Origin of the sequence: Veillonella sp. AF13-2, from assembly GCF_003603295.1 — a bacterium.
Lineage (GTDB): Bacteria > Bacillota > Negativicutes > Veillonellales > Veillonellaceae > Veillonella > Veillonella parvula_E.
Genome location: NZ_QTMT01000002.1, coordinates 267,400 through 287,508 on the forward strand (window position 1 = coordinate 267,400; position 20,109 = coordinate 287,508).

At 41.1% G+C, this 20,109-nt stretch carries 17 protein-coding genes; 2 read left to right on the forward strand and 15 right to left on the reverse strand.

The genetic code is table 11. From position 1 onward, the window contains the following. The first annotated feature begins 160 nt into the window (after positions 1-160). Complete coding sequence (locus tag DWV85_RS05125; protein ID WP_123138196.1) at positions 161-1,042, forward strand: hypothetical protein; 882 nt, start codon at positions 161-163, stop codon at positions 1,040-1,042. A gap of 153 nt (positions 1,043-1,195) precedes the next feature. On the opposite strand, the gene DWV85_RS05130 is transcribed toward DWV85_RS05125, so the two are convergent. From DWV85_RS05130 to purB, 7 genes are all read right to left on the reverse strand, one after another. Beyond that, the gene (locus tag DWV85_RS05130) at positions 1,196-2,659 is read right to left on the reverse strand and encodes a catalase (RefSeq protein ID WP_123138197.1); all 1,464 of its coding nucleotides are present in this window, start codon (positions 2,657-2,659) and stop codon (positions 1,196-1,198) included. 316 nt (positions 2,660-2,975) lie between these two features. Next, the gene (locus DWV85_RS05135; protein ID WP_004694573.1) at positions 2,976-3,260 is read right to left on the reverse strand and encodes a hypothetical protein; all 285 of its coding nucleotides are present in this window, start codon (positions 3,258-3,260) and stop codon (positions 2,976-2,978) included. 88 nt (positions 3,261-3,348) lie between these two features. Then, a complete protein-coding gene (dinB, locus tag DWV85_RS05140; protein ID WP_123138198.1) occupies positions 3,349-4,821 on the reverse strand; it encodes a DNA polymerase IV in 1,473 nt (490 codons plus the stop codon). A gap of 2 nt (positions 4,822-4,823) precedes the next feature. Then, a complete protein-coding gene (locus DWV85_RS05145; RefSeq protein ID WP_123138199.1) occupies positions 4,824-5,168 on the reverse strand; it encodes a metalloregulator ArsR/SmtB family transcription factor in 345 nt (114 codons plus the stop codon). Between the two features lie 539 nt (positions 5,169-5,707). After that, the gene (locus DWV85_RS05150) at positions 5,708-6,991 is read right to left on the reverse strand and encodes an adenylosuccinate synthase (protein WP_123138200.1); all 1,284 of its coding nucleotides are present in this window, start codon (positions 6,989-6,991) and stop codon (positions 5,708-5,710) included. Between the two features lie 115 nt (positions 6,992-7,106). Continuing rightward, on the reverse strand, positions 7,107-8,294 hold the full coding sequence (locus DWV85_RS05155; RefSeq protein ID WP_123138201.1) for an MFS transporter: 1,188 nt from the start codon (positions 8,292-8,294) through the stop codon (positions 7,107-7,109). A gap of 229 nt (positions 8,295-8,523) precedes the next feature. Further along, positions 8,524-9,819, reverse strand: a complete 1,296-nt coding sequence (gene purB, locus DWV85_RS05160) for an adenylosuccinate lyase (RefSeq protein WP_004694564.1) — start codon at positions 9,817-9,819, stop codon at positions 8,524-8,526. Between the two features lie 445 nt (positions 9,820-10,264). Here purB and DWV85_RS05165 point away from each other — a divergent pair, with 445 nt between their 5' ends. After that, on the forward strand, positions 10,265-10,675 hold the full coding sequence (locus DWV85_RS05165; protein WP_123138202.1) for a CAAX protease: 411 nt from the start codon (positions 10,265-10,267) through the stop codon (positions 10,673-10,675). 67 nt (positions 10,676-10,742) lie between these two features. Here the strand turns inward: DWV85_RS05165 and DWV85_RS05170 are convergent, their stop codons facing one another. The 8 genes from DWV85_RS05170 to DWV85_RS05205 form a co-directional block, all read right to left on the reverse strand. Continuing rightward, the gene (locus tag DWV85_RS05170) at positions 10,743-11,573 is read right to left on the reverse strand and encodes a hypothetical protein (protein WP_123138203.1); all 831 of its coding nucleotides are present in this window, start codon (positions 11,571-11,573) and stop codon (positions 10,743-10,745) included. Between the two features lie 4 nt (positions 11,574-11,577). Beyond that, positions 11,578-11,982: a biopolymer transporter ExbD gene (locus DWV85_RS05175; RefSeq protein WP_004694558.1), complete on the reverse strand. Its 405-nt coding sequence runs from the start codon at positions 11,980-11,982 to the stop codon at positions 11,578-11,580. After that, the gene (locus DWV85_RS05180) at positions 11,979-12,584 is read right to left on the reverse strand and encodes a MotA/TolQ/ExbB proton channel family protein (protein ID WP_060919467.1); all 606 of its coding nucleotides are present in this window, start codon (positions 12,582-12,584) and stop codon (positions 11,979-11,981) included. The genes DWV85_RS05175 and DWV85_RS05180 overlap by 4 nt, the downstream gene beginning before the upstream one ends. A gap of 301 nt (positions 12,585-12,885) precedes the next feature. Then, positions 12,886-13,143 (reverse strand): hypothetical protein, encoded by a 258-nt coding sequence (locus tag DWV85_RS05185; protein ID WP_004698152.1) that lies wholly within the window; start codon positions 13,141-13,143, stop codon positions 12,886-12,888. Positions 13,144-13,193: 50 nt separating this feature from the next. Next, a complete protein-coding gene (locus DWV85_RS05190) occupies positions 13,194-14,084 on the reverse strand; it encodes a DUF3829 domain-containing protein (RefSeq protein WP_120055083.1) in 891 nt (296 codons plus the stop codon). Between the two features lie 297 nt (positions 14,085-14,381). Continuing rightward, entirely contained in the window at positions 14,382-15,635 is a 1,254-nt protein-coding gene (meaB, locus tag DWV85_RS05195) for a methylmalonyl Co-A mutase-associated GTPase MeaB (protein ID WP_004694551.1), read from the reverse strand. Then, positions 15,628-17,817 carry a methylmalonyl-CoA mutase gene (gene scpA / locus DWV85_RS05200; RefSeq protein WP_060919469.1) on the reverse strand — a complete coding sequence of 730 codons (2,190 nt, stop codon included), beginning with the start codon at positions 17,815-17,817 and terminating at the stop codon, positions 15,628-15,630. The genes meaB and scpA overlap by 8 nt, the downstream gene beginning before the upstream one ends. Positions 17,818-17,821: 4 nt before the next feature. Then, positions 17,822-19,984 (reverse strand): methylmalonyl-CoA mutase family protein, encoded by a 2,163-nt coding sequence (locus DWV85_RS05205; RefSeq protein ID WP_060919470.1) that lies wholly within the window; start codon positions 19,982-19,984, stop codon positions 17,822-17,824. Positions 19,985-20,109: the final 125 nt, after the last annotated feature.

The window sequence follows — 20,109 nt, forward strand, 5'->3', positions numbered from 1 at the left end:
AGAGCCTATGCACCATACCATAAATCGATTAGATTCAGGTAGTTGCTTAGGCTCTTTTAGGAGTTAATAAGTACGGTTTTAAATCTATCTATGCAAAAACTATGCTATAATACAGCTATTGATGGTATTAGAGATTTCTTACTAAAGAGAGGTATATGTAATGAAACTATGTAAACGATCAATTATTGTCAGTTCACTATTAGCTGTATTAGCTATATCATCTGCATATGCAGCTGCCCCTGTGCAATCTACCGAAAACACAGATACTGCTATAGTTGATATGGATTACTCCAATCTTCCAGAGCTAAAAAAATCTATCGAAAGTGCAACACCGGCTATGGTCCAATCTACTCTTGCTGCTTCTAAGGGAAAGCCTACTAAAGATAAGCCCGTCTATTCGACAGTCACTATGACCGGTAACCGTGTTGTATCCGTAAAGACCTACAAAACTAAAGAAGAACAAGAAAAGGCCATGTTAAAGGAGCGTGAACGCTTAGACAAGGTCAGTGCGAAACGTCATGCTAAACGGAAAAATGAAACTCGCGCAGATATGCTAAAAGGTTTAAAAGCAATACCTATGTATCCACCTGTTAATGAAACACGAGCATTACAAAGCGAAATGTTCTCTCAACCATTTGGGAGACAACTCGATTTGCGTTTAGTAGAGGCCTACACACAAGATTATGACAAGGCCAAACCCGGCGATATTTATGTCTATGCAGATTATGTGGACTATACATCTAAGCAGCTATTAGGTGAAAAAGATGGTACTACGGCTATTTCAGCCATGATTCTACGTACAATCATGAGAAAAGACGAAAACAAAGCTTTCAGCATCGATGTAAATGCGTACTTCATAAATCCAACAACACATACGATTTCCATAAGTCGTTCTGAAGATGTAAAAGGCATCAATATCAAGAAAAGTGAAATAGCTGAAACCGTATTTAAACTACCGACACACCAGCTACAACCGGGTGATCCACAATATGAAATTGCTAAGCTTATGTATCAAGACCTAACAAGTAAAAAATTTGATTAGTAATATTAAAATACACTCTCCACAACAAAAGCCCCTCCTTACTATGAACTACATAGCAAGGAGGGGCTTCGTGTTAGTTTAAGGAAGTTCTTTTATCGCGTTAGTATTGTGTAGATAAACTATTTTAATATTGTTTAAATAGTATCGTTAGTCTTATTTTACATCGCTAAAATCGATGTTCATGCCCAAGGCTTTAGCAACGCCTTCACCATAAGCAGGATCACATTGATAGCAATGTTTTGCATGACGTTCTTTGATGAAATCAGGTACACCATTCATAGCCGCTGCGGTATTTTCAAACAAAACTTGTTGTTGTTCAGGGCTCATGAGGCGGAATAATTTACCTGGTTGTGTGAAGAAGTCAGAGTCGTCTTCATAGAAATCATATTGGTAAGCTGGACCAGATACATCGAGAGGAGGATTTTTGAATTCTGGTTGTTCATCCCATTCACCAAAGCTATTTGGTGCGTAGCCAATTGTTGACCCATGGTTTCCATCTATACGACCTTGACCATCGCGATGATAGATATTTACAGGGCATTTAGCGGCATTAACAGGGATTTGATAATAATTTGCCCCTAGACGATAGCGTTGCGCATCGGCATAAGAGAACAAGCGACCTTGAAGCATTCTATCAGGAGAGAAGGATACACCTGGAATGATAGTTGTTGGTGCAAATGCAGCTTGTTCTACATCTTGGAAATAATTTTCTGGGTTACGGTTAAGTTCCATCACACCGACTTCGATCAATGGGAATTCGTCATGATACCATACTTTTGTTAAATCGAATGGATTGTATGGCATATTGTTAGCTTGTTCTTCCGTCATCACTTGGATGCATAATTTCCATTTAGGGAAATCGCCTCTTTCAATAGCCTCAAAGAGGTCACGTTGGTGACTTTCACGGTCACTAGCCACCACATTAGCCGCCTCAGCATCGGAAAGATTTTCAATCGATTGTTGGCAAACCCAATGGAATTTAACCCATACGCGCTCATCGTTTTCGTTGATAAGGCTGTATGTATGACTGCCAAAACCATGCATTGTACGGTAAGATTTAGGAATACCACGGTCACTCATAACGATTGTTACTTGGTGGATTGCCTCTGGCAAGCTAGTCCAAAAATCCCAGTTTGCTGTCGCATCGCGAAGATTTGTTTTCGGATTACGTTTTACAGCACGGTTCAAATCAGGGAATTGCAATGGATCGCGAATAAAGAATACAGGTGTATTGTTACCTACGAGGTCCCAGTTCCCTTCTTCCGTATAGAATTTTACGGCAAAGCCACGAATATCGCGTTCTGCATCGGCCGCACCACGCTCCCCGGCAACTGTGGAGAAACGCACGAATAACGGCGTTTGCTTGCCTACTTCAGAGAAAATTTTTGCTTTCGTATATTTTGTAATATCGTTAGTTACTGTGAAAGTACCAAATGCACCGGATCCTTTAGCATGCATGCGGCGTTCAGGAATCACTTCGCGCTCAAAATGAGCTAATTTCTCCATGAGCCAAACATCTTGCATCAATACAGGACCACGTTTACCTGCTGTAGCAGAGTTGCGATTATCTGGTACGGGAGCACCAAAGGCTGTTGTTAGTTTTTTTTCATTATTCATGTTACAAACTCCTACTTAGAGATCAAAATGAAAGTAATTTACTTTACATAATTTTTAAATCATACATCTTAATTACGATAAAAATTATTAATAGATAATTATTATCCGTTAATATGTAATTAGAATATCACAAATTTTTTAACATAACAACCCTAAACTTTTACAAATCTTGTATACACGATATCATTTATAATTTTAAAATGAGAATTTCAATGCTATATATTTAAAACTTATTAAGATATACCTACAAAAATACGCAAAACAAAAAACACCTTGTTTCTACTAACTTGTAGATCACAAGGTGTTTTCATTCAATTTATGCTGGACGACTCCAGTCAACTTGTACGTCGATTGCTTCCCACATGCGTGTTAAAGCTAACTTAAGGTTATCCAAAGATTCTAATGGTTTTACGGTCAACCGTTCATACGTATCAAGACCTGTAGCATGCTCAATAGCATGTTCATTATTTAAGTAAGCGATTACCTTATCAACCCACTCTTGTTCAGGTAAATCTACGGACACTGTTTTTGTTTCTGTGTCATAGGACAAGAAACCATTACTGTTTACGCCATAATGGATGGCCACACGAAATAAACTCATATCTATACCTCTCTTGCGGTAATTTATTAACACTACACCCATATTGTAACATGAACAATTATATTAGTGAAAGTATTCAATATAAACTTTATAAGTCCTTTTTGAGGATCTTTTTAGGTTCTTCAATAGATGGGTGTATATCTGTAACTGTAGACCGATCAGCCTTTTTAGTCGAGCCTGCATCAACTTTAGTAGATGCTCCATCCTCTTGAGCAGTCTGTGCATCCACGGCCGCTTTCAACTCTGACCGTTTTCTGCGTATTCCATTGTCTCCGTGAAAGCGCTGCCATAATGCACCACTCATAACAGCAGTCTCACCAAATTTAGACTCTAAGGAGTCTAACACGCTAGCAAGCTTATCCTCTGTTTCATCCTGTGGGGAATCAAAGAGACTATCCTGCATAGGAACCTCCTCATCGAGACCACTCACAGTAAGACCTAATAGTCGTATAGGGCCAGGCGGATCCATACAGGTAAGCCCTTTAGAACTACTATATTTAAAATTCATAGACTTTACCTTTGTAGTAGCGCCTAACGGTTCCATATCTTTCTTAGACTCTTTAGGCCGCTTACTCGTCTTATCCTGCATCAATTTATTCCACAGAATCAATGCTGTTTCAAAAAATACATGTTCCTGGTCTGATGGTATATCTAGCCGCTTCTGCCGTGATACGGTGGTAAAATCATCATACCGAACCTTGATAGATACAGTATGTCCATGAAGGTTACGCCTCCGAAGCCGTTTCGATAAACGGTTTGCAAAATACCTAAATTCTAATTCAATAGCACGGCCCTCTGTGAGATCTTCTTCGTAGGTCTCCTCCGCTCCAATTGATTGTATCTTGCGATCTGTTTCAACAGGTCTATCGTCGATACCATTCGCCAGTTCCCATATGCGCTTTGCCTGATTCCCCACGAGAGGAATTAAACTGCTTTCATCAGACAAAGACTGAATATGACGCATCAGGTGAAAGCCACCTGCTTTCAAAATTTTCTCTGTCCGAGGGCCAACACCCCAAATACGTTTAATCGGCAAAGGAGCCAGCACCTCTTTTTCACGACCATATGGGATGACTACAAGACCATCAGGTTTATCTAAATCAGAGGCCAATTTAGCAAGAAATTTATTGGGTGCTAAGCCTGCAGAAATAATAAGTCCTGTTTTCTCGAACACACGATCTTTAATGGCTCGCCCTAGCGCTTTAGGGCCGCTATACATGGTGGACATGCCGCTCACTTCAAGAAAAGCTTCATCAATAGATAGAGGCTCAATGTAAGGGGTAAATTCTTTCATAATGGAAAAAATTTGGTTCGACACCTCTTTATAGCGATCCATTCGAGGATATACATAGATCCCATCAGGACAGAGTTTCTTAGCCCTCGAGATTGGCATCGCAGAGTGAACACCAAATTTTCGGGCCTCATAGGAACAGGTAGCTACGACACCACGTGAAGAAAGACCACCCACGATTACGGGGTGGCCTTTATACTCTGGATGATCCAGTTGTTCTATGGACGCGAAGAATGCATCCATATCAACATGCATAATCCAACGTCTCATTGTTACGCTTCTTTTTCGTGCTCAGAAATGCGGCAGTATTTAATCTGCGCGCAAATGCACTCATCTTTAGTTTTGTATAATTGAGGGAGAATATGTAAAATATCCGCAAATGTAGCTTCATTAATGGAGTAACGAGTCCATAAACCATTACGTTGAGAGTTAACTACACCTGCATCAATTAAGATTTTCATGTGGTAGCTCAACGTAGATTGAGACAAATTGAAGCTCGCTAAAATATCGGCTGCACATAATTCATTGCAAGACAACATATCGATGATGTGTAATCTTGTTTCATCGCTTAATGCCTTAAAAATCGTCGCTAAACGTTCGTAAGAAACTTCAACCATATCTTTAACTCCTCAGATCCTTATCAAAAAATATCAATCTACTTCTTGGTACTATTATATACTATTTCTTAATGTAAATCTATTTTTTTCTTTATATTTGTATCTTAATAATTTATTATGAATACAAAAAAATTATAGATAAGTAAATTTTGCCCCATTGTAAACTAATTTAAGCACGTGCCTATTTGTATAAAATGAATATTTTAAACAATTTTTCATTCTATAGATTTATTTGGATATACATTTTTCTGTATATATAACAATCATGTTCTATTATTTGTTATATATTTCTCGATATACTCACGCTTTAATAACTATATAGCATACTTCGATATACCGCACTACTGTAGCAACCTAAAGGATTAGATATAGAGCATACACGTTTATATTCTATATCCATTCAATACAAAAGACCCCTCTATGAGGGGTCTAATCTGTATAATTCTATAAATCGATTGCATAGCGAGAAATGTTAAAATATATAACACTCTATCAATACTACCACATGAAAATTTTCTATTATATCAAATTAGTATAGCTTAGAATACATTTACTAAATCGATAGTTTGGCTACGGTTAGGACCGACGGATACAATACCTAAAGGCACACCTGTTACTTCTGCAATACGTTCTACATATTTACGGGCATTTTCAGGCAATTTATCATATTCACGGATACCAGAGATATCAGTTTCCCAACCTGGTAATGTTTCATAAACCGCTTCACAAGCTTCAAGATCTTTTAAATTAGCTGGGAATCCTTCTACGTCTTTACCATTCAATTTGTAACCTACGCAGATTTTCAATTCTTTAAACGTATCAAGAATATCCAAGCGTGTAATAGCTAAGTAATCTAGGCTGTTAAGACCTGCTGCGTATTTTACAACCATGAGGTCTAACCAACCACAGCGACGAGGACGACCCGTTACAGTACCGAACTCATGACCAAGTTCACGAAGGTTATCCCCAGTTTCGTTAAGAAGTTCTGTAGGGAATGGACCTGCACCAACACGTGTAGCATATGCTTTTACAACACCAAAGATATTTTTTAAGTAGTTAGGACCCACGCCAGCACCTGTGGAAGCACCACCTGCGATTGGATGAGAGGATGTTACGAATGGATAGGTACCATGGTCAAGGTCGAGCATAGTAGCTTGAGCACCTTCGAACAATACCTTTTTATCCTCTTTTATAGCTTTAAGAACAGCTGCATTAGTATCTGTTACATAAGGCTTCAACGCTTCAGCGTACTTGATGTAATCCGCTAAGATTTCATCATAGTTAACAGGTTCAGCATCGTAAACCTTAGTAAGCATTTTATTTTTGAGCTCTACATTGTACGCTAATTTTTGTTTGAATGTTTCCATATCATACAAATCGCAGATACGGATACCGATACGGTTTACCTTATCAGCGTAGCAAGGACCAATACCATTTTTAGTAGTACCGATTTTAGCATCCCCTTTAGATGCTTCTTCTGCAGTATCTAGAGCGATATGGTATGGCATGATGACATGTGCACGGTTAGAAACTTGAAGGGATTTAGCAGATCTGCCTTGCTTTTCTAGACCTTCAATTTCTTGTAGCAGAACTTTAGGGTCGATAACAACACCAGTACCCACGATATTTTGTTTGTTATCGTATAAGATACCACTTGGCAAAAGGCGGAGTGCAAACGCTTTATCATCCACTACAACAGTATGACCCGCGTTATTACCACCTTGACTGCGCACCACAACATCCGCACGTTCCGCAATCCAGTCAACAATTTTACCTTTCCCCTCGTCACCCCATTGAGTGCCGATAACCATACTAGTTGCCATATCTATATCCTCCATATAAAAGCCTAAATAATCCAATATCATTATACAACAATGTTCGGATTCTGTGAAAGTATTTATACAAATTCAATCTTTAGTTTCTTCCCAAACGCATGGGCTATTTTGGTTCTTTTAACCAAAAACTCATCAATAAGCCTATAACACCTACCGGTATCAAGGTCATCAATGCCGTTTGTACGTCATAGATATCTGCTAGATGTCCTACATAAGGAGCCACAAGGCCACCCAAGGTAATACCAAGACCTAGCGTAATACCTGATGCAAAGCCTGCATTTTTTGCAAGGTATTTTTGACCTAGTACCGTAATTGGTCCGTATTGTGAGAATACGCCAAAGGCCATTGGAATCATGGCTCCAAAGAAGCCCCACATATTAGGCACAAAAATAAATACTAAAACGGATGGCAAGAAAATCAGATTACCTAAGCGCACAGTTTTAAGAAATCCAAGTCGGTCAGATAAGGCCCCGCCCATATAGGTAAGAACGGCACCCATAGCAAAGTACGCAGTAAGGGCCAAACTAGATGCACTAGCTTCACCATTAATAACAGTAATATACAAAATAGGAATAAAGATAGCCAATACAGAGAAGAGTATAGATCGAGAAGCAATCACAAAAAATAACTTACCGAAGCTCACCCAATCATTTGTACCGGTACTAAGAACCTTAGCACGGCTTTCACGGTTACCAGTATCAGCAGAATCAGCAGAATCAGCAATATCAGTATCATCGGTATCAGCTTCACCCTCACCCATAAAGGCATAGAGATATAATAATACACCAAGTAGAGCGATAAGCGTAAATACCCAAAGGAATTGTCCCCCAAAGACATATACACCTCCGGCGAGGAGAGGTCCAAGTGCAAAGCCCGCGCTACCACCGACGGCAAATCGGCCCATAGCATTACCAAGCTCATGAAATTGCGTACGATTTACCAGCAGAGCTGCCTCAGGATGGAATAACGCAGCACCGACTCCAGATAGGAGCGCTAGAGCGAGAATCATTTCATAGCTCATAGCAATCGCTATGGCACTAATGGATACAAGTGTGACAGAAAAGCCTACAGGAATAAACCACGGCACACGCCAACGATCTGCTACATAGCCCAAGACAGGCTGAGCTATGGAGGCCACTACAGTGTTACAAAATATAATAAACGCCGATTGATAATAATTAAGTCCAAAGTTAGTAATAAAAAATGGTATCAACGCGGCTAATGAACCTTGACCAAAGTCATTAATGCAGTGAAAAATAACCGGTCCGTATTTTCGTACAATACGTTTCATATAACCTCCTAAAACAAATAGATGGTTTCTAATGTAAGACGAGTATATAAAAGCCTGCTAGAAAACTAATTTATAATTATCTGTTAAAATAATATACTTCTATCTAAAATGGTATATTGCTTTCAAAACAAAAAAGGTAGATATAGCCAACACCTAATGCATGTACCATAGGCTTGTTGATCTATACCTACCCTAGTCTTTCATATGTTATGTGGGAAGTACCCTACAATTATAGGCCAAAGCGAGCCATGATTGTATCTACATGTCTTAGCAATTTATATGGGTCAAAGCATGCATCAATTTCCTCATCAGTCATGTACTTCTTAATATTTTCATCAGCTTTTAAACCTGTTGCAAAGTCTTTGCCTTCAAGCCAGCGTTCCATAGCATGTTTTTGAACCCAACGATATGCTTCGTCACGTACCGCACCTTTGTCTACAAGATGTGTCAAAATTGTTTGGCTAAATACGAGGCCCCCTGTAAGGTTAAGGTTTTTAAGCATAGTTTCAGGGTATACCAACAATTTATCAATGGTTCGAATTGTTAGGTGCAACATATAATTTAACGCAATTGTCGCATCCGGCAAGATAACCCGTTCCACAGAGCTATGAGAAATATCGCGTTCATGCCACAATGCTTGATCTTCGTAAGCAGATTGTGCATAGCCACGAAGCAAGCGAGCCATACCGCAAATTCTTTCACATGTGATAGGATTGCGTTTATGAGGCATCGCAGAGGAACCCTTTTGTTTAGGGCTGAAATATTCTTCCGCTTCGCGTACCTCTGTACGTTGTAAGTGACGGATTTCCAATGCAATTTTATCCAATGTGCCGCCTACAACAGCAATAGTGGACAATAATTCAGCGTGACGGTCACGTTGTACTACTTGTGTAGCGATTTTAACAGGTTCAAGACCTAATTTTTCGCATACGTATTGTTCTACGAATGGATCGATATTGGAGTATGTACCAACAGCGCCAGACAATTTACCAACGGCAACGCTTTTACGCGCATGTTCCATGCGTTCAATATCACGTTCTACCTCTGCCATCCACAACGCCAATTTCAAGCCAAATGTAGTTGGTTCGCCGTGGATACCATGGGTACGGCCAATCATAGGAGTATATTTGAACTCCGCTGCACGACGACGCAATACTTCGTGCAAACGCTTTAAGTCATCAATTAAGATATCGCAGGCTTGTTTCATCATATACCCAAGCGCCGTATCTTTCACATCTGTAGAGGTAAGGCCAAGATGGATGTATTTAGCCGCTTCAGGACCTACATATTCGCCCACTGCTGTTACGAAGGAAATGATATCATGATTCGTTTCCTTTTCGATTTCATGAATGCGCTCAACGTCGAAATTGCCCTTTTCCCGAATTGTTTTCGCCGCTTCTTTAGGAATAACGCCCAACTCTGCTTGTGCCTCAGAGGCGAGGGTCTCCACCAATAACATTGTGTCGAATTCGTTGCGTTCGCTCCAAATATGGCCCATTTCTTCTCGTGTATAACGTGGTATCATGATGTCTCCTTTGCATGATAAAAGCTAGATTTATAGGATTATTGTACCATATGTGAAAGCTCCATTCAACGAACGGAGCTAAATTTTCCGAATGATAATTATATTAATTTTACTTATCGTTCGACTTTAGTCGTCAAACCTTAGTTGTTCAATCCTAGAAAAAAGGATGTACATATTGAACTACAGAGTCTAAAACAGAAAAAACAAACACAATCATACCATTAATAGCATAGATAAGAATAACCTGAACTATACTCTCTCTTTAATTTCTCATATAGAATTCCTCATATAGTTATATAGTAATAAATTAATCAATACTATATCATAGCTATGCATTGTGATATATAATAAACATACAGACTAAATGTACTGCGAATAATTGCTCAATCTATACACGAGCTTTATACTAATAGTAACAAACATTTCTACTATGGGGGAGGCTTTCATGGCAACTTTAAATCGTAAGGAACGCCGCGCACAGCGCAACGAATCTAATACTATAGGTATTCTATTACGTCTATTCTTTGGGCTCAGCTTTATCGGCTTGGCGGTAGTCCTTTTTGGCGAGTTTGATTACAACTTCATCTTCTCCATCTTTACGGCAGACATCGTAGTATCTTTAATTTACGTAATGACGAATAAATCGCGTATTACTACATCCTTGGCAATAAACACAAATGTACGCGTTATCATCGCATTTCTCATCATGTTGATTACCATGTTCTTCTACGCTTTTGCATTGTGGCGAGCTGATCAATTCAGCACTCCTATGCAGGTCACATTATTCATCGGTGGCGCCATCGTATATCTAGCGGTCTTCAACTCTACGAAGACGATGCTTACCAATCAAAATTAATACAATCTTTTTTTACAACCATAACAAAGAGGCATATCCCATACTAATGTATGTAAGATATGCCTCTTTATTGTCCTAATACAACAGGAACTGCTAGATATACAGGTTCTCCTCTTCGATTGATAATAGAACCACTGCTTTTAACGATGCGCATTGCTTCCTCTTTGACTGGTTGCGGTACATCCTCTGCGATGAGCGGTGTATGTTCTCCTACGATGATATGTCCATTAACGTCAAAGTTAACGCGCACTACAACCTTACCTGTTACGATTGACCCCTTCCCCTGCTCTTGTACCGTTCGTAAATATTCTTGGGGGTTGATATCCGACTTTTGTAAAAGCGCTTGTTGCCCTGGTGTTAGGAGCCCCCACGCAAGATCAGATAGGAAGGATAAATCACTAGCTTCGGCAAAGCCGTTTCCATTGGCATTCGTATCAGATGTTATATCCTTACCCATAGGAGCATTGTCAGGCTTAGAGGATTTCCCGTCTTTGGAATCATTTCCACCCATAACTACAGCTTGTTCATTATTAGTCGTTTCCGATTCTATAGCCTTGGGAACGGCCCATTCGCGACGAGCATTAGATGTAGTCTTATTGGCATTTAAATTATGAACACTTTCATCACCTGTATTTTCCGTTACAAGAGGATCTGCCTTAGGCGCAGGGCCTTCTGGAGTCGGAGGTTCAACCGGTGGCTTATCCTTAGGTATAGGCTCAATAGCCATAGTTTCCGCATCACTTTCACTATCCTCAGGCAGATGAAAGCTAACCTCTGCGGCATCATAAGCCACACCGGTTCCAACGATGCCACGCAAGGAAAGCCCCATGCCAAAGATAAGCATGATGGTAATGCCTAAAGATACAATAAAAGGTTTCAGATAATGTGATTCAAACATGGAATCACTTCCGTTCCGTAGCGACGCTAATATATTTAGCACCGTTCACCTTGAGCATGTCCAAAAGCTCGATAACATCGTTATAATATACATCTTTTGAAGCGCGAATCACAAAGGCTTGTTGAGGTGCTTGTGTAACGATAGATTTGACCTCTTGCGCCAAGCGATCCGAAGAAATTTCCTGATTATCGATATACAGCGTGTGCGTTGTGGTCAAGGTGATGGTGATAGGTTCGATAGATTTCGCCGTAGACGTCGATGCAGATGGTAAATTAAGCGGAATTTGTTGCTCTGTATTCATGTACAGCGTGCCTACCATGAAAAATACTAATAAAAAGAATACGATATCAATCATAGGAATAATCATGATGGTAGGCTCTTTTTTAACCCCTAATGTGCGTCGTCTCATATATCATGTTCCTCGTTGTACGCATCAAGGATGTTGCCGCACTCATGTTCTAATGTCGCCACAGAATCATTGACCTTTGCTGCACAGTAACTGTGAAAGCCAAGGGCAATAATGGCCACGGTCAAACCTGTAGCCGTTGCCACTAAGGCTTCAGAAACACCACCTGTAATAATGGTCGGAGCCCCAATATCGCCGCCTACCACAGCAAACGCACGAATCATGCCGAGGACCGTCCCTAGCAACCCCAATAACGGAGCCATTGTTACAACCATGCTGAGCCAACTAAGGCCGCGTTTTAAACGTTCATCAGCGTACGACACCACATCTTGAAGGCGATTTTCCAAGCCATTATAATTCTTTGCATTGCGGATAGCACGGGCAAATAAAGAACCAAGTTCCTCTGTATCCCGTTCTAAAACACTTGGTAACAGAATCCAAGATTGGTTCTTCTCTAAGACCTTATTAAAACGGCGCAAGTCCTTTGTAAACTTGCGATATAGAAAGATACGTTCAATGCCAATCATCAAGGTAAACAGTAAAAAAATCACCAGCGGATACATAACAAATCCACCAGCTACAAATAAATGCGCTATACTACTCATACTAACCTCCAAAAGCCACATACCGTTAGGCTCTATCCGGGTTAATTATACCACGTTTTATCCCCTCTAAAACAGATATAGAGCGTAAAACCACAACATTAATAGATATAGGATGATTTGCAAGATAAATATAGACTAATTCGCTAGATAGACATAGGGTAGCTAACGTCCACAGGATAAAATTAGAGTTATAGGGCAAGACCAACACGTTTTGTCCTATAACCCTAAAATTAAAATACAAAAAGGCTGCACTAGAAACGATATATATTCTAGTACAGCCTTTTATGCGTTCCTAAATAGATTAGTCTTTTTTAATAAAGCCTACAATGAAGCCACCTACTGACAGTGCAATGCCTAAACCGCTACAGAACATACCAATAGAATACCACAATGTGTAAGATTGGTTATTCTCAGAAATCGCCTTTGCTGCCGCTTGAGCATTTGTAGCGTTTCTCGCAATTTCCAAATTAGCCGCCCCTGGATCTGGATTTAATAATAGAATCGCAATACCAATAATTAGAACGACTACACCTACAGGTAATAATAATTTTTTGTTCATTTAAATATTCCTCTCCTAACAGTTCATAACATGGCATATACGATTAGGTATTATTTATCGAGTTTGTTCATATCCAAGCGATTTACACTGCCAATAAAGCTATTGTAGGATTCAATCATATCATTGTAATGATCAGCTGTTTGGTCACCTAAGAATGTACGAATTCTACCAATAGTTGTATTTAAATGAGATTTAGCAGAGTTATAGTCTGGACTAGTAATGCTGCTGGACACATCCATGATAGCTTGCAACTCTTGGTTCGCCGCATTTACATCGATTTGCTTGCCTTCTTCAAAGCTATCCAATAATGCAGTTAAACGTAAATGAACTTCTTGAGCAGCAGCTGCATTTTTCTTACCGGAATCTTTAAGTTCTTTCAACTGTTCTTGTTGATTTTCCGTATTATGTTTGTGAATTACAGCATCTAACTGATTATATGCTGCATAGAATTGATCATATAGTTGAACGTATTTAGGTCCTAATTGTTGTTCCTTAGCATAATTATCTGCTTGATATGAATTAGTTTGATAGTACGTATCCAATTCACTTGCTACTGGTACAATGTCCTTTAATACAGCTAATACGTTATCAAGAGGTTCCTTCATATCATCATATGGTATACCAGCATCTTTAGCGGCTTGTAATTTTTGTTGTAAACTATCAAATTTTGGTGCCATAAAGCTTGATAAATGTTGACCCTCTCTTAGTTTTTGAATGGAAGGATTAATAGCATATCCAAAGCGTACGGTGCCACTGTTAAAATTACCAACTGCTTCGATATACTGATTAAACACTTGAATGTCTTTTTGCGATGCCTTTTGAGCGCCTTGCTGCACCCCATTGGCAATCTTAGAAAAACTACATCCACTCATGAATAATGGTGCTGTTAGAGTAGATGCACACAATACGGCTGTTAACATTTTCTTTACTAGTGGTTTCATAATGACCCTCTCTTTTTAATCACACACACAAGTAACAGTTTATGATTAAATTATATATCATATATGTTTTTTATGAAAGTATCAACCGTATTTTTTATGAAATTTGTTTCATGAATATACTTTCACAGGCACATAAAAAGGCATAGTATCTGACTACTACAAGTTTTAACCAATAATAGTTTCCATACTATGCCTTTTATGGATACATTTTATAGATCTAAATAAGCATGATAGCTAATCGGAGTGTCTTAATAGATAAGTTACGCCAGCTTATCAAATAGGTATGTAGCTATCTACTTATTGTAAAGACTTATCGAAAACGCCAATAAGTTCTTCAACGGCTTGAGATTCGCTCATTTCACCGTCTAAGACAGCAGCTTCGACTTCGCCCATGCGACCTTGAATGACTACATTGTTAAAGAATAGGTTGTGCAAGTGTTCGTCAATCATATCGCGTACCCAACGGAGGGATTGTTCTTGACGGCGTTTTAAGAATACGCCATTCTCTTTACCTTGTTCAGTAAATTCTTGGATTACATCCCACAATTCATCGAGGCCATCCTTTGTGACAGCTGAACATGTATAGGCTTGAGTCTTCCATTTTTCCGTAGCCGGACGGATGTAATGCAACATCCGGTCATAATCGCTACGAGCAATGAGAGCTCGTTTGAGGTTATCCCCATCAGCCTTGTTGACCACAATAGCATCAGCAAGTTCCATAACGCCTTTTTTGATGCCTTGCAATTCATCGCCTGCCCCCGTTAAAACGATGAGCATAAAGAAGTCAACCATGGAGCGCACGGTAACTTCGCTTTGCCCAACCCCAACGGTTTCAACGAGAATGATATCGTACCCAGCAGCCTCGCAAAGTAGCATAGTTTCTCTACTTTTACGAGCCACACCGCCTAGCGTACCACCAGCTGGCGATGGACGAATATAAGCCTCTGGGTGTTTCGTCAACGTTTCCATCCGTGTTTTATCACCCAAAATACTGCCTTTTGTGACTTGGCTCGTAGGGTCTACAGCCAGTACGGCAACCTTGTAACCAGCTTCAATGAGCATGTTACCGAAGGCTTCAATAAACGTACTTTTACCAGCCCCAGGCACACCAGTAATACCGATGCGCAATGCCTTGCCCGTACGAGGCAATACGGCTTGCAACACTTGTTGAGCTAGTTTGAAATGGTCCTTATTATTACTTTCTACTAATGTAATAGCCCGTGAAAGTATAACGCGGTCCCCCTGCTCGATACCGCGTACATAATCAGCGACAGTTAATTTCTTTCGCCGCTGTACGGGACGTACCGCTGGAGCCAGATGAGCTGAGCTGGATAAGAGGCCGTCATGCATTTCCTTGACGCCTTTCATTACGTGACACGCGTAAGTGTCATCTTTCTTCGCTTCTTCTGGCACCCAGTCGGGACGATAAGTACTACCCTCGGTGCTTGCGTTTTTTACACCTAATTCAGGGGCCTTGCCTTCACCAGTGGTGAAAGTTGCGTCCTGTGTATTGCGCAATTCATCCGGAGTAGGCCGTTTGTTATCAGTCATGAGACTCGTCTTGAACGTGACTAGTCAATGTTTCTAGTAATTTTTTCGCCGCTACTGGCAAAACTGTACCAGGGCCAAAGATAGCCACTGCGCCATGTTCGCGTAGGAATTCATAGTCCTGAGCAGGGATTACGCCGCCGATGGCAACTAAAATATCTCCGCGGCCCCGCTTGTTGAGTTCCTCTACAAGTTGAGGCAATAATGTCTTATGCCCCGCCGCAAGAGAACTAAATCCGACAATATGAACGTCATTATCCACCGCATCTTGTGCTGTTTCTTCTGGAGTTTGGAACAAAGGTCCGATATCCACGTCAAAGCCCATGTCCGCGAAGGATGTAGCGATAACTTTGGCACCACGGTCATGACCGTCTTGGCCCATTTTCGCAATCATGATACGAGGACGACGACCTTCGAGTTCTTCAAAGTTATCTGCCATTTGGCGTACTTCTTTGATTACATCGTCATCTTCAAATTCGCTGGAGTATACACCGGAAATAGAGCGAATAACCGCTTTATGACGACCGCATACCTTTTCAACAGCAAAGGAAATTTCACCCAAGGATGCACGAGCACGAGCCGCTTCAAGTGCAAGGGCAAGCAAGTTGCCTTCGCCCGATTCGGTAGCTTTTGTGATCGCTTCAAGACAGGATTGAACCTTTTCTTCATCCCGGTTAGCGCGCAATTGTTCGAGACGACGAATTTGCGCTTCCCGTACAGCCGTGTTATCTACGTCGAGGATATCCAATGGATCTTCTTTATCTAGACGATATTTATTGATACCGATGATTGCTTCACGACCAGAGTCGATACGAGCTTGGCGACGTGCAGCAGCTTCTTCGATACGCATCTTAGGAAGCCCTGTGTCGATAGCTTTCGCCATACCGCCAAGGGATTCGATTTCTTGAATATGACCCCAAGCGCGACGAATCAATTCATCAGTCAACGCTTCTACATAGTAGGAACCGCCCCATGGGTCGATAACCTTACATACCTTAGTTTCGTCTTGGATGTAAAGCTGAGTATTACGCGCAATACGTGCGGAGAAGTCCGTAGGCAATGCGATCGCTTCGTCAAGCGCATTGGTATGTAGAGATTGAGTATGGCCCAAAGCCGCGCCCATCGCTTCCATACATGTACGAGCCACGTTGTTGAACGGATCTTGTTCTGTAAGAGACCAACCAGATGTTTGGCTGTGCGTACGAAGTGCCATGGATTTAGGATTTTCAGAGCCGAAACTATTGATAATCTTAGCCCATAACATACGAGCCGCACGCATTTTTGCCACTTCCATGAAGTAGTTTTTACCGATTGCCCAGAAGAAGGACAACCGTGGTGCGAACTGGTCAACGTGAAGGCCTGCATTAACACCGGTACGGATATATTCAAGACCATCGGCCAATGTATAACCTAATTCGATGTCCGCAGTAGCGCCCGCTTCTTGCATATGATAGCCAGAAATGGAGATACTGTTGAACTTAGGCATGTACTGGGATGTGTACGCGAAGATATCGCCGATAATACGCATGGACGTAGCTGGAGGGTAAATATAGGTATTACGTACCATGAACTCTTTCAAGATATCATTTTGGATTGTACCAGCCATAACCTTTTTATCTACGCCTTGTTCTTCACCAGCCAAGATGTAGAACGCCATTACTGGCAATACAGCACCGTTCATGGTCATGGATACGGACATTTGATCAAGAGGGATACCGGAGAATAGAATTTCCATGTCGAGGATGGAGTCTACCGCAACGCCCGCTTTACCAACGTCACCTACTACACGAGGATGATCGGAGTCATAACCACGGTGAGTAGCAAGGTCAAAGGCGATAGACAAACCTTTTTGGCCCGCTGCCAAGTTACGACGATAGAACGCATTGGATTCTTCCGCTGTGGAGAAACCAGCGTACTGACGTACTGTCCAAGGACGAGTAACATACATTGTGGAATAAGGTCCACGCAAGAATGGAGGTACACCAGCCATATAGTCAAGGTGTGTCATCCCTTCATAATCCATCTCTGTATAGAGAGGTTTTAGTTGGATTTGCTCCATTGTTGTATTATATAAATCTTCAAAGCTTTTTCCTGTTTCTTTTTGAAGTTCAGCAAGCCATGCATCGCGAGATGTTGCTTTCTGAGATTCCAAGCCAAGAGAGGAGAAGTCTGGATTTTTGAACATGAGCTCACATCCCTTTCTTATCTTGTAACGTATTCAAGATTTCGTAACAATTTGCACGAACAGAAATGAAGTCGTCCACGCCAGCTTCACGGTACACAGGTTCTAAGTCCTTAGGCGGTGCCCCTGCTAAAATAACCGTTACATGCGGCATAGTTTCTTTCAATTCCTTAGCGAGTGGTGGCACCAATTCTGGATAGGTATCATCTGTAGAACAGATAACGACAACATCAGCACCACTTTCACGAGCAGCTTTCGCAGCATCAGCCGTTGTTTCATGGCCATCATTTTTGATAACTTCAAAAGCACCTACTTCGAAGAAGCCTGTGGAGAAGTCCGCACGAGGTTTATGTTGAGGGATTGGGCCCATATTAGCCAAGAATACCTTCACATTATCTTTCGTACGTTGTTTATAATTCTCGGTGCGCATGCGAAGTGCTTCAAACCGTTCAGTCCAACGATGAGCTGAAATGGATTCAATCGTTTCAGAAGCAATATCACCAGCGTCTAAAGCCTTCCGGATTTGACGTATTGTTAATTTATGTAATGCACCGAGTTCAATAAGGCCAATCAAAGCGCCTGGTTCCGTAGTACCTGCTTCTAGGGTAGCCTGTGCTTTCACAACCGCATCTGGCTCCGCACTCGCCAAGTACTCTTCGATTTGAGCAACCCGTTTTTGACGCAATGTTTCTTGATTTTCTGGTTTTGGATCAAGCAATTCTTCAGTCATGTTCGCATACATGTTGTTACCTACAGCCACATCTTTGCGGAATGCAAGGTTTTTGAAGCGTTCATCAAGAACTGCTTTAACTTGAGCTTGTGGATAGCCTTCTTTCAAAGCTGCTATGATGCCACCTTTAGACTCAATAGTTTGGAACTCAGCCCAAATTTTTTCGCATAATTCAGCTGCCAATGTTTCCACATACCAGGAACCGCCTACAGGGTCCACCGGTTGACGCAACTCGAACTCAGTTTGCAACATAACTTGGATGTTACGGGCAATACGACGAGAGAAATCGTCAGCCTTGCGAATTGGTTGGTCGAATGGGGACACTTCAAGACTGTTCAAACCGCCTACAACACCAGAGAATGCTTGTGTTGTATTACGCAACAAGTTTACATATGGGTCGTATACAGTTTTTGTGAAAGCCGATGTTCTGCCGTGTACATGAACGGCACGGTCAGCTTCTTCAGCACCGAACGCTTCCATGATGCGCGCCCAAAGTACGCGCAATGCACGCAATTTAGCAATTTCCATAAAGAAGTTTGCACCCAAGGAGAATGTAAACATCATGCTGTTAGCAATAGTATGAATATCGATGTTCCGTTGTGCTAATTGACGCACGTAGCAAACGGCTGTTGCCAATGTATACGCAACCTCTTGCACATCATTAGCGCCGCCATTAGCATATACATCGCCAGATACGAGTACAGTTTTAAGCTCTGGAGCTTGTTCTTTAGCCCATACAACAGTATGTGCCATTTCATCAAAGGCTGTATCTAAAGACATATGCAATGTGCCATCTTTAGCCCAAACACCAATAGGGTCTGCACCAACGAGACCTTTCAAGTCAGAAGTCTGTTTTTTAGAGCCTTTCACCGTAGCCGCTAACATACCGAGCAAGATAGCTGCAGAAGCACCTGTTTCAATGTATAAAGGATTTTCCTTCAAATTAAAACGCTCAATCAATTGTCTACAATCATCCATAGTAGACAGAGATGTACCGCCGATACCAACAGCTGCGCCTACTTGCACATCTTGATCATGGCGTGTTGCTTCATCAAGGCGAATATTGTGAATGGTGCCACCTTTTACAATTTCGTATAAACTTGCATGATTAGCATCCTTAGGAAAGGATTCGTCTACATATTGGGATACGCCCCAAGAGTCTTTAATATAACCACTTGCCTTTGTGCCACGTAGGAACTCACCTGCTCCAGGATATACACCCTTTGGAATTTTTTCTCCATGCAATGCAGGCGTGTAAATTGGTTGTAACGTAATTCCCTCATAGGTTTTAGTGAACATCTTCTTATGAAAGTCGCCACCCTTTAACGCTTTTTCAACCTCGGTCTGCCATTGTTCATACGTAGGTTTCTTAAACTCATCAAAGGATACAGGTGCTAATAAATCGCGTTCAGCATCCTTTGAAGTCTTTTTGTCAGACATATATGTGCCTCCTTTTCAACTCGAAACCATACCGAGAAACAGCGCACCGTACCTGCGAATTGTTAGATATATGAATCAATCGAGCTTTATCTTATTGGACCACATCAACCTCAAAATGTGTCCAT

Excerpts from the sequence above, each read along its gene's own strand:
- DWV85_RS05125 (WP_123138196.1), top strand. The coding sequence starts at position 161 with ATGAAACTATGTAAACGATCAATTATTGTCAGTTCACTATTAGCTGTA.
- DWV85_RS05130 (WP_123138197.1), bottom strand. The coding sequence starts at position 2,659 with ATGAATAATGAAAAAAAACTAACAACAGCCTTTGGTGCTCCCGTACCA.
- DWV85_RS05135 (WP_004694573.1), bottom strand. The coding sequence starts at position 3,260 with ATGAGTTTATTTCGTGTGGCCATCCATTATGGCGTAAACAGTAATGGT.
- dinB (WP_123138198.1), bottom strand. The coding sequence starts at position 4,821 with ATGAGACGTTGGATTATGCATGTTGATATGGATGCATTCTTCGCGTCC.
- DWV85_RS05145 (WP_123138199.1), bottom strand. The coding sequence starts at position 5,168 with ATGGTTGAAGTTTCTTACGAACGTTTAGCGACGATTTTTAAGGCATTA.
- DWV85_RS05150 (WP_123138200.1), bottom strand. The coding sequence starts at position 6,991 with ATGGCAACTAGTATGGTTATCGGCACTCAATGGGGTGACGAGGGGAAA.
- DWV85_RS05155 (WP_123138201.1), bottom strand. The coding sequence starts at position 8,294 with ATGAAACGTATTGTACGAAAATACGGACCGGTTATTTTTCACTGCATT.
- purB (WP_004694564.1), bottom strand. The coding sequence starts at position 9,819 with ATGATACCACGTTATACACGAGAAGAAATGGGCCATATTTGGAGCGAA.
- DWV85_RS05165 (WP_123138202.1), top strand. The coding sequence starts at position 10,265 with ATGGCAACTTTAAATCGTAAGGAACGCCGCGCACAGCGCAACGAATCT.
- DWV85_RS05170 (WP_123138203.1), bottom strand. The coding sequence starts at position 11,573 with ATGTTTGAATCACATTATCTGAAACCTTTTATTGTATCTTTAGGCATT.
- DWV85_RS05175 (WP_004694558.1), bottom strand. The coding sequence starts at position 11,982 with ATGAGACGACGCACATTAGGGGTTAAAAAAGAGCCTACCATCATGATT.
- DWV85_RS05180 (WP_060919467.1), bottom strand. The coding sequence starts at position 12,584 with ATGAGTAGTATAGCGCATTTATTTGTAGCTGGTGGATTTGTTATGTAT.
- DWV85_RS05185 (WP_004698152.1), bottom strand. The coding sequence starts at position 13,143 with ATGAACAAAAAATTATTATTACCTGTAGGTGTAGTCGTTCTAATTATT.
- DWV85_RS05190 (WP_120055083.1), bottom strand. The coding sequence starts at position 14,084 with ATGAAACCACTAGTAAAGAAAATGTTAACAGCCGTATTGTGTGCATCT.
- meaB (WP_004694551.1), bottom strand. The coding sequence starts at position 15,635 with ATGACTGATAACAAACGGCCTACTCCGGATGAATTGCGCAATACACAG.
- scpA (WP_060919469.1), bottom strand. The coding sequence starts at position 17,817 with ATGTTCAAAAATCCAGACTTCTCCTCTCTTGGCTTGGAATCTCAGAAA.
- DWV85_RS05205 (WP_060919470.1), bottom strand. The coding sequence starts at position 19,984 with ATGTCTGACAAAAAGACTTCAAAGGATGCTGAACGCGATTTATTAGCA.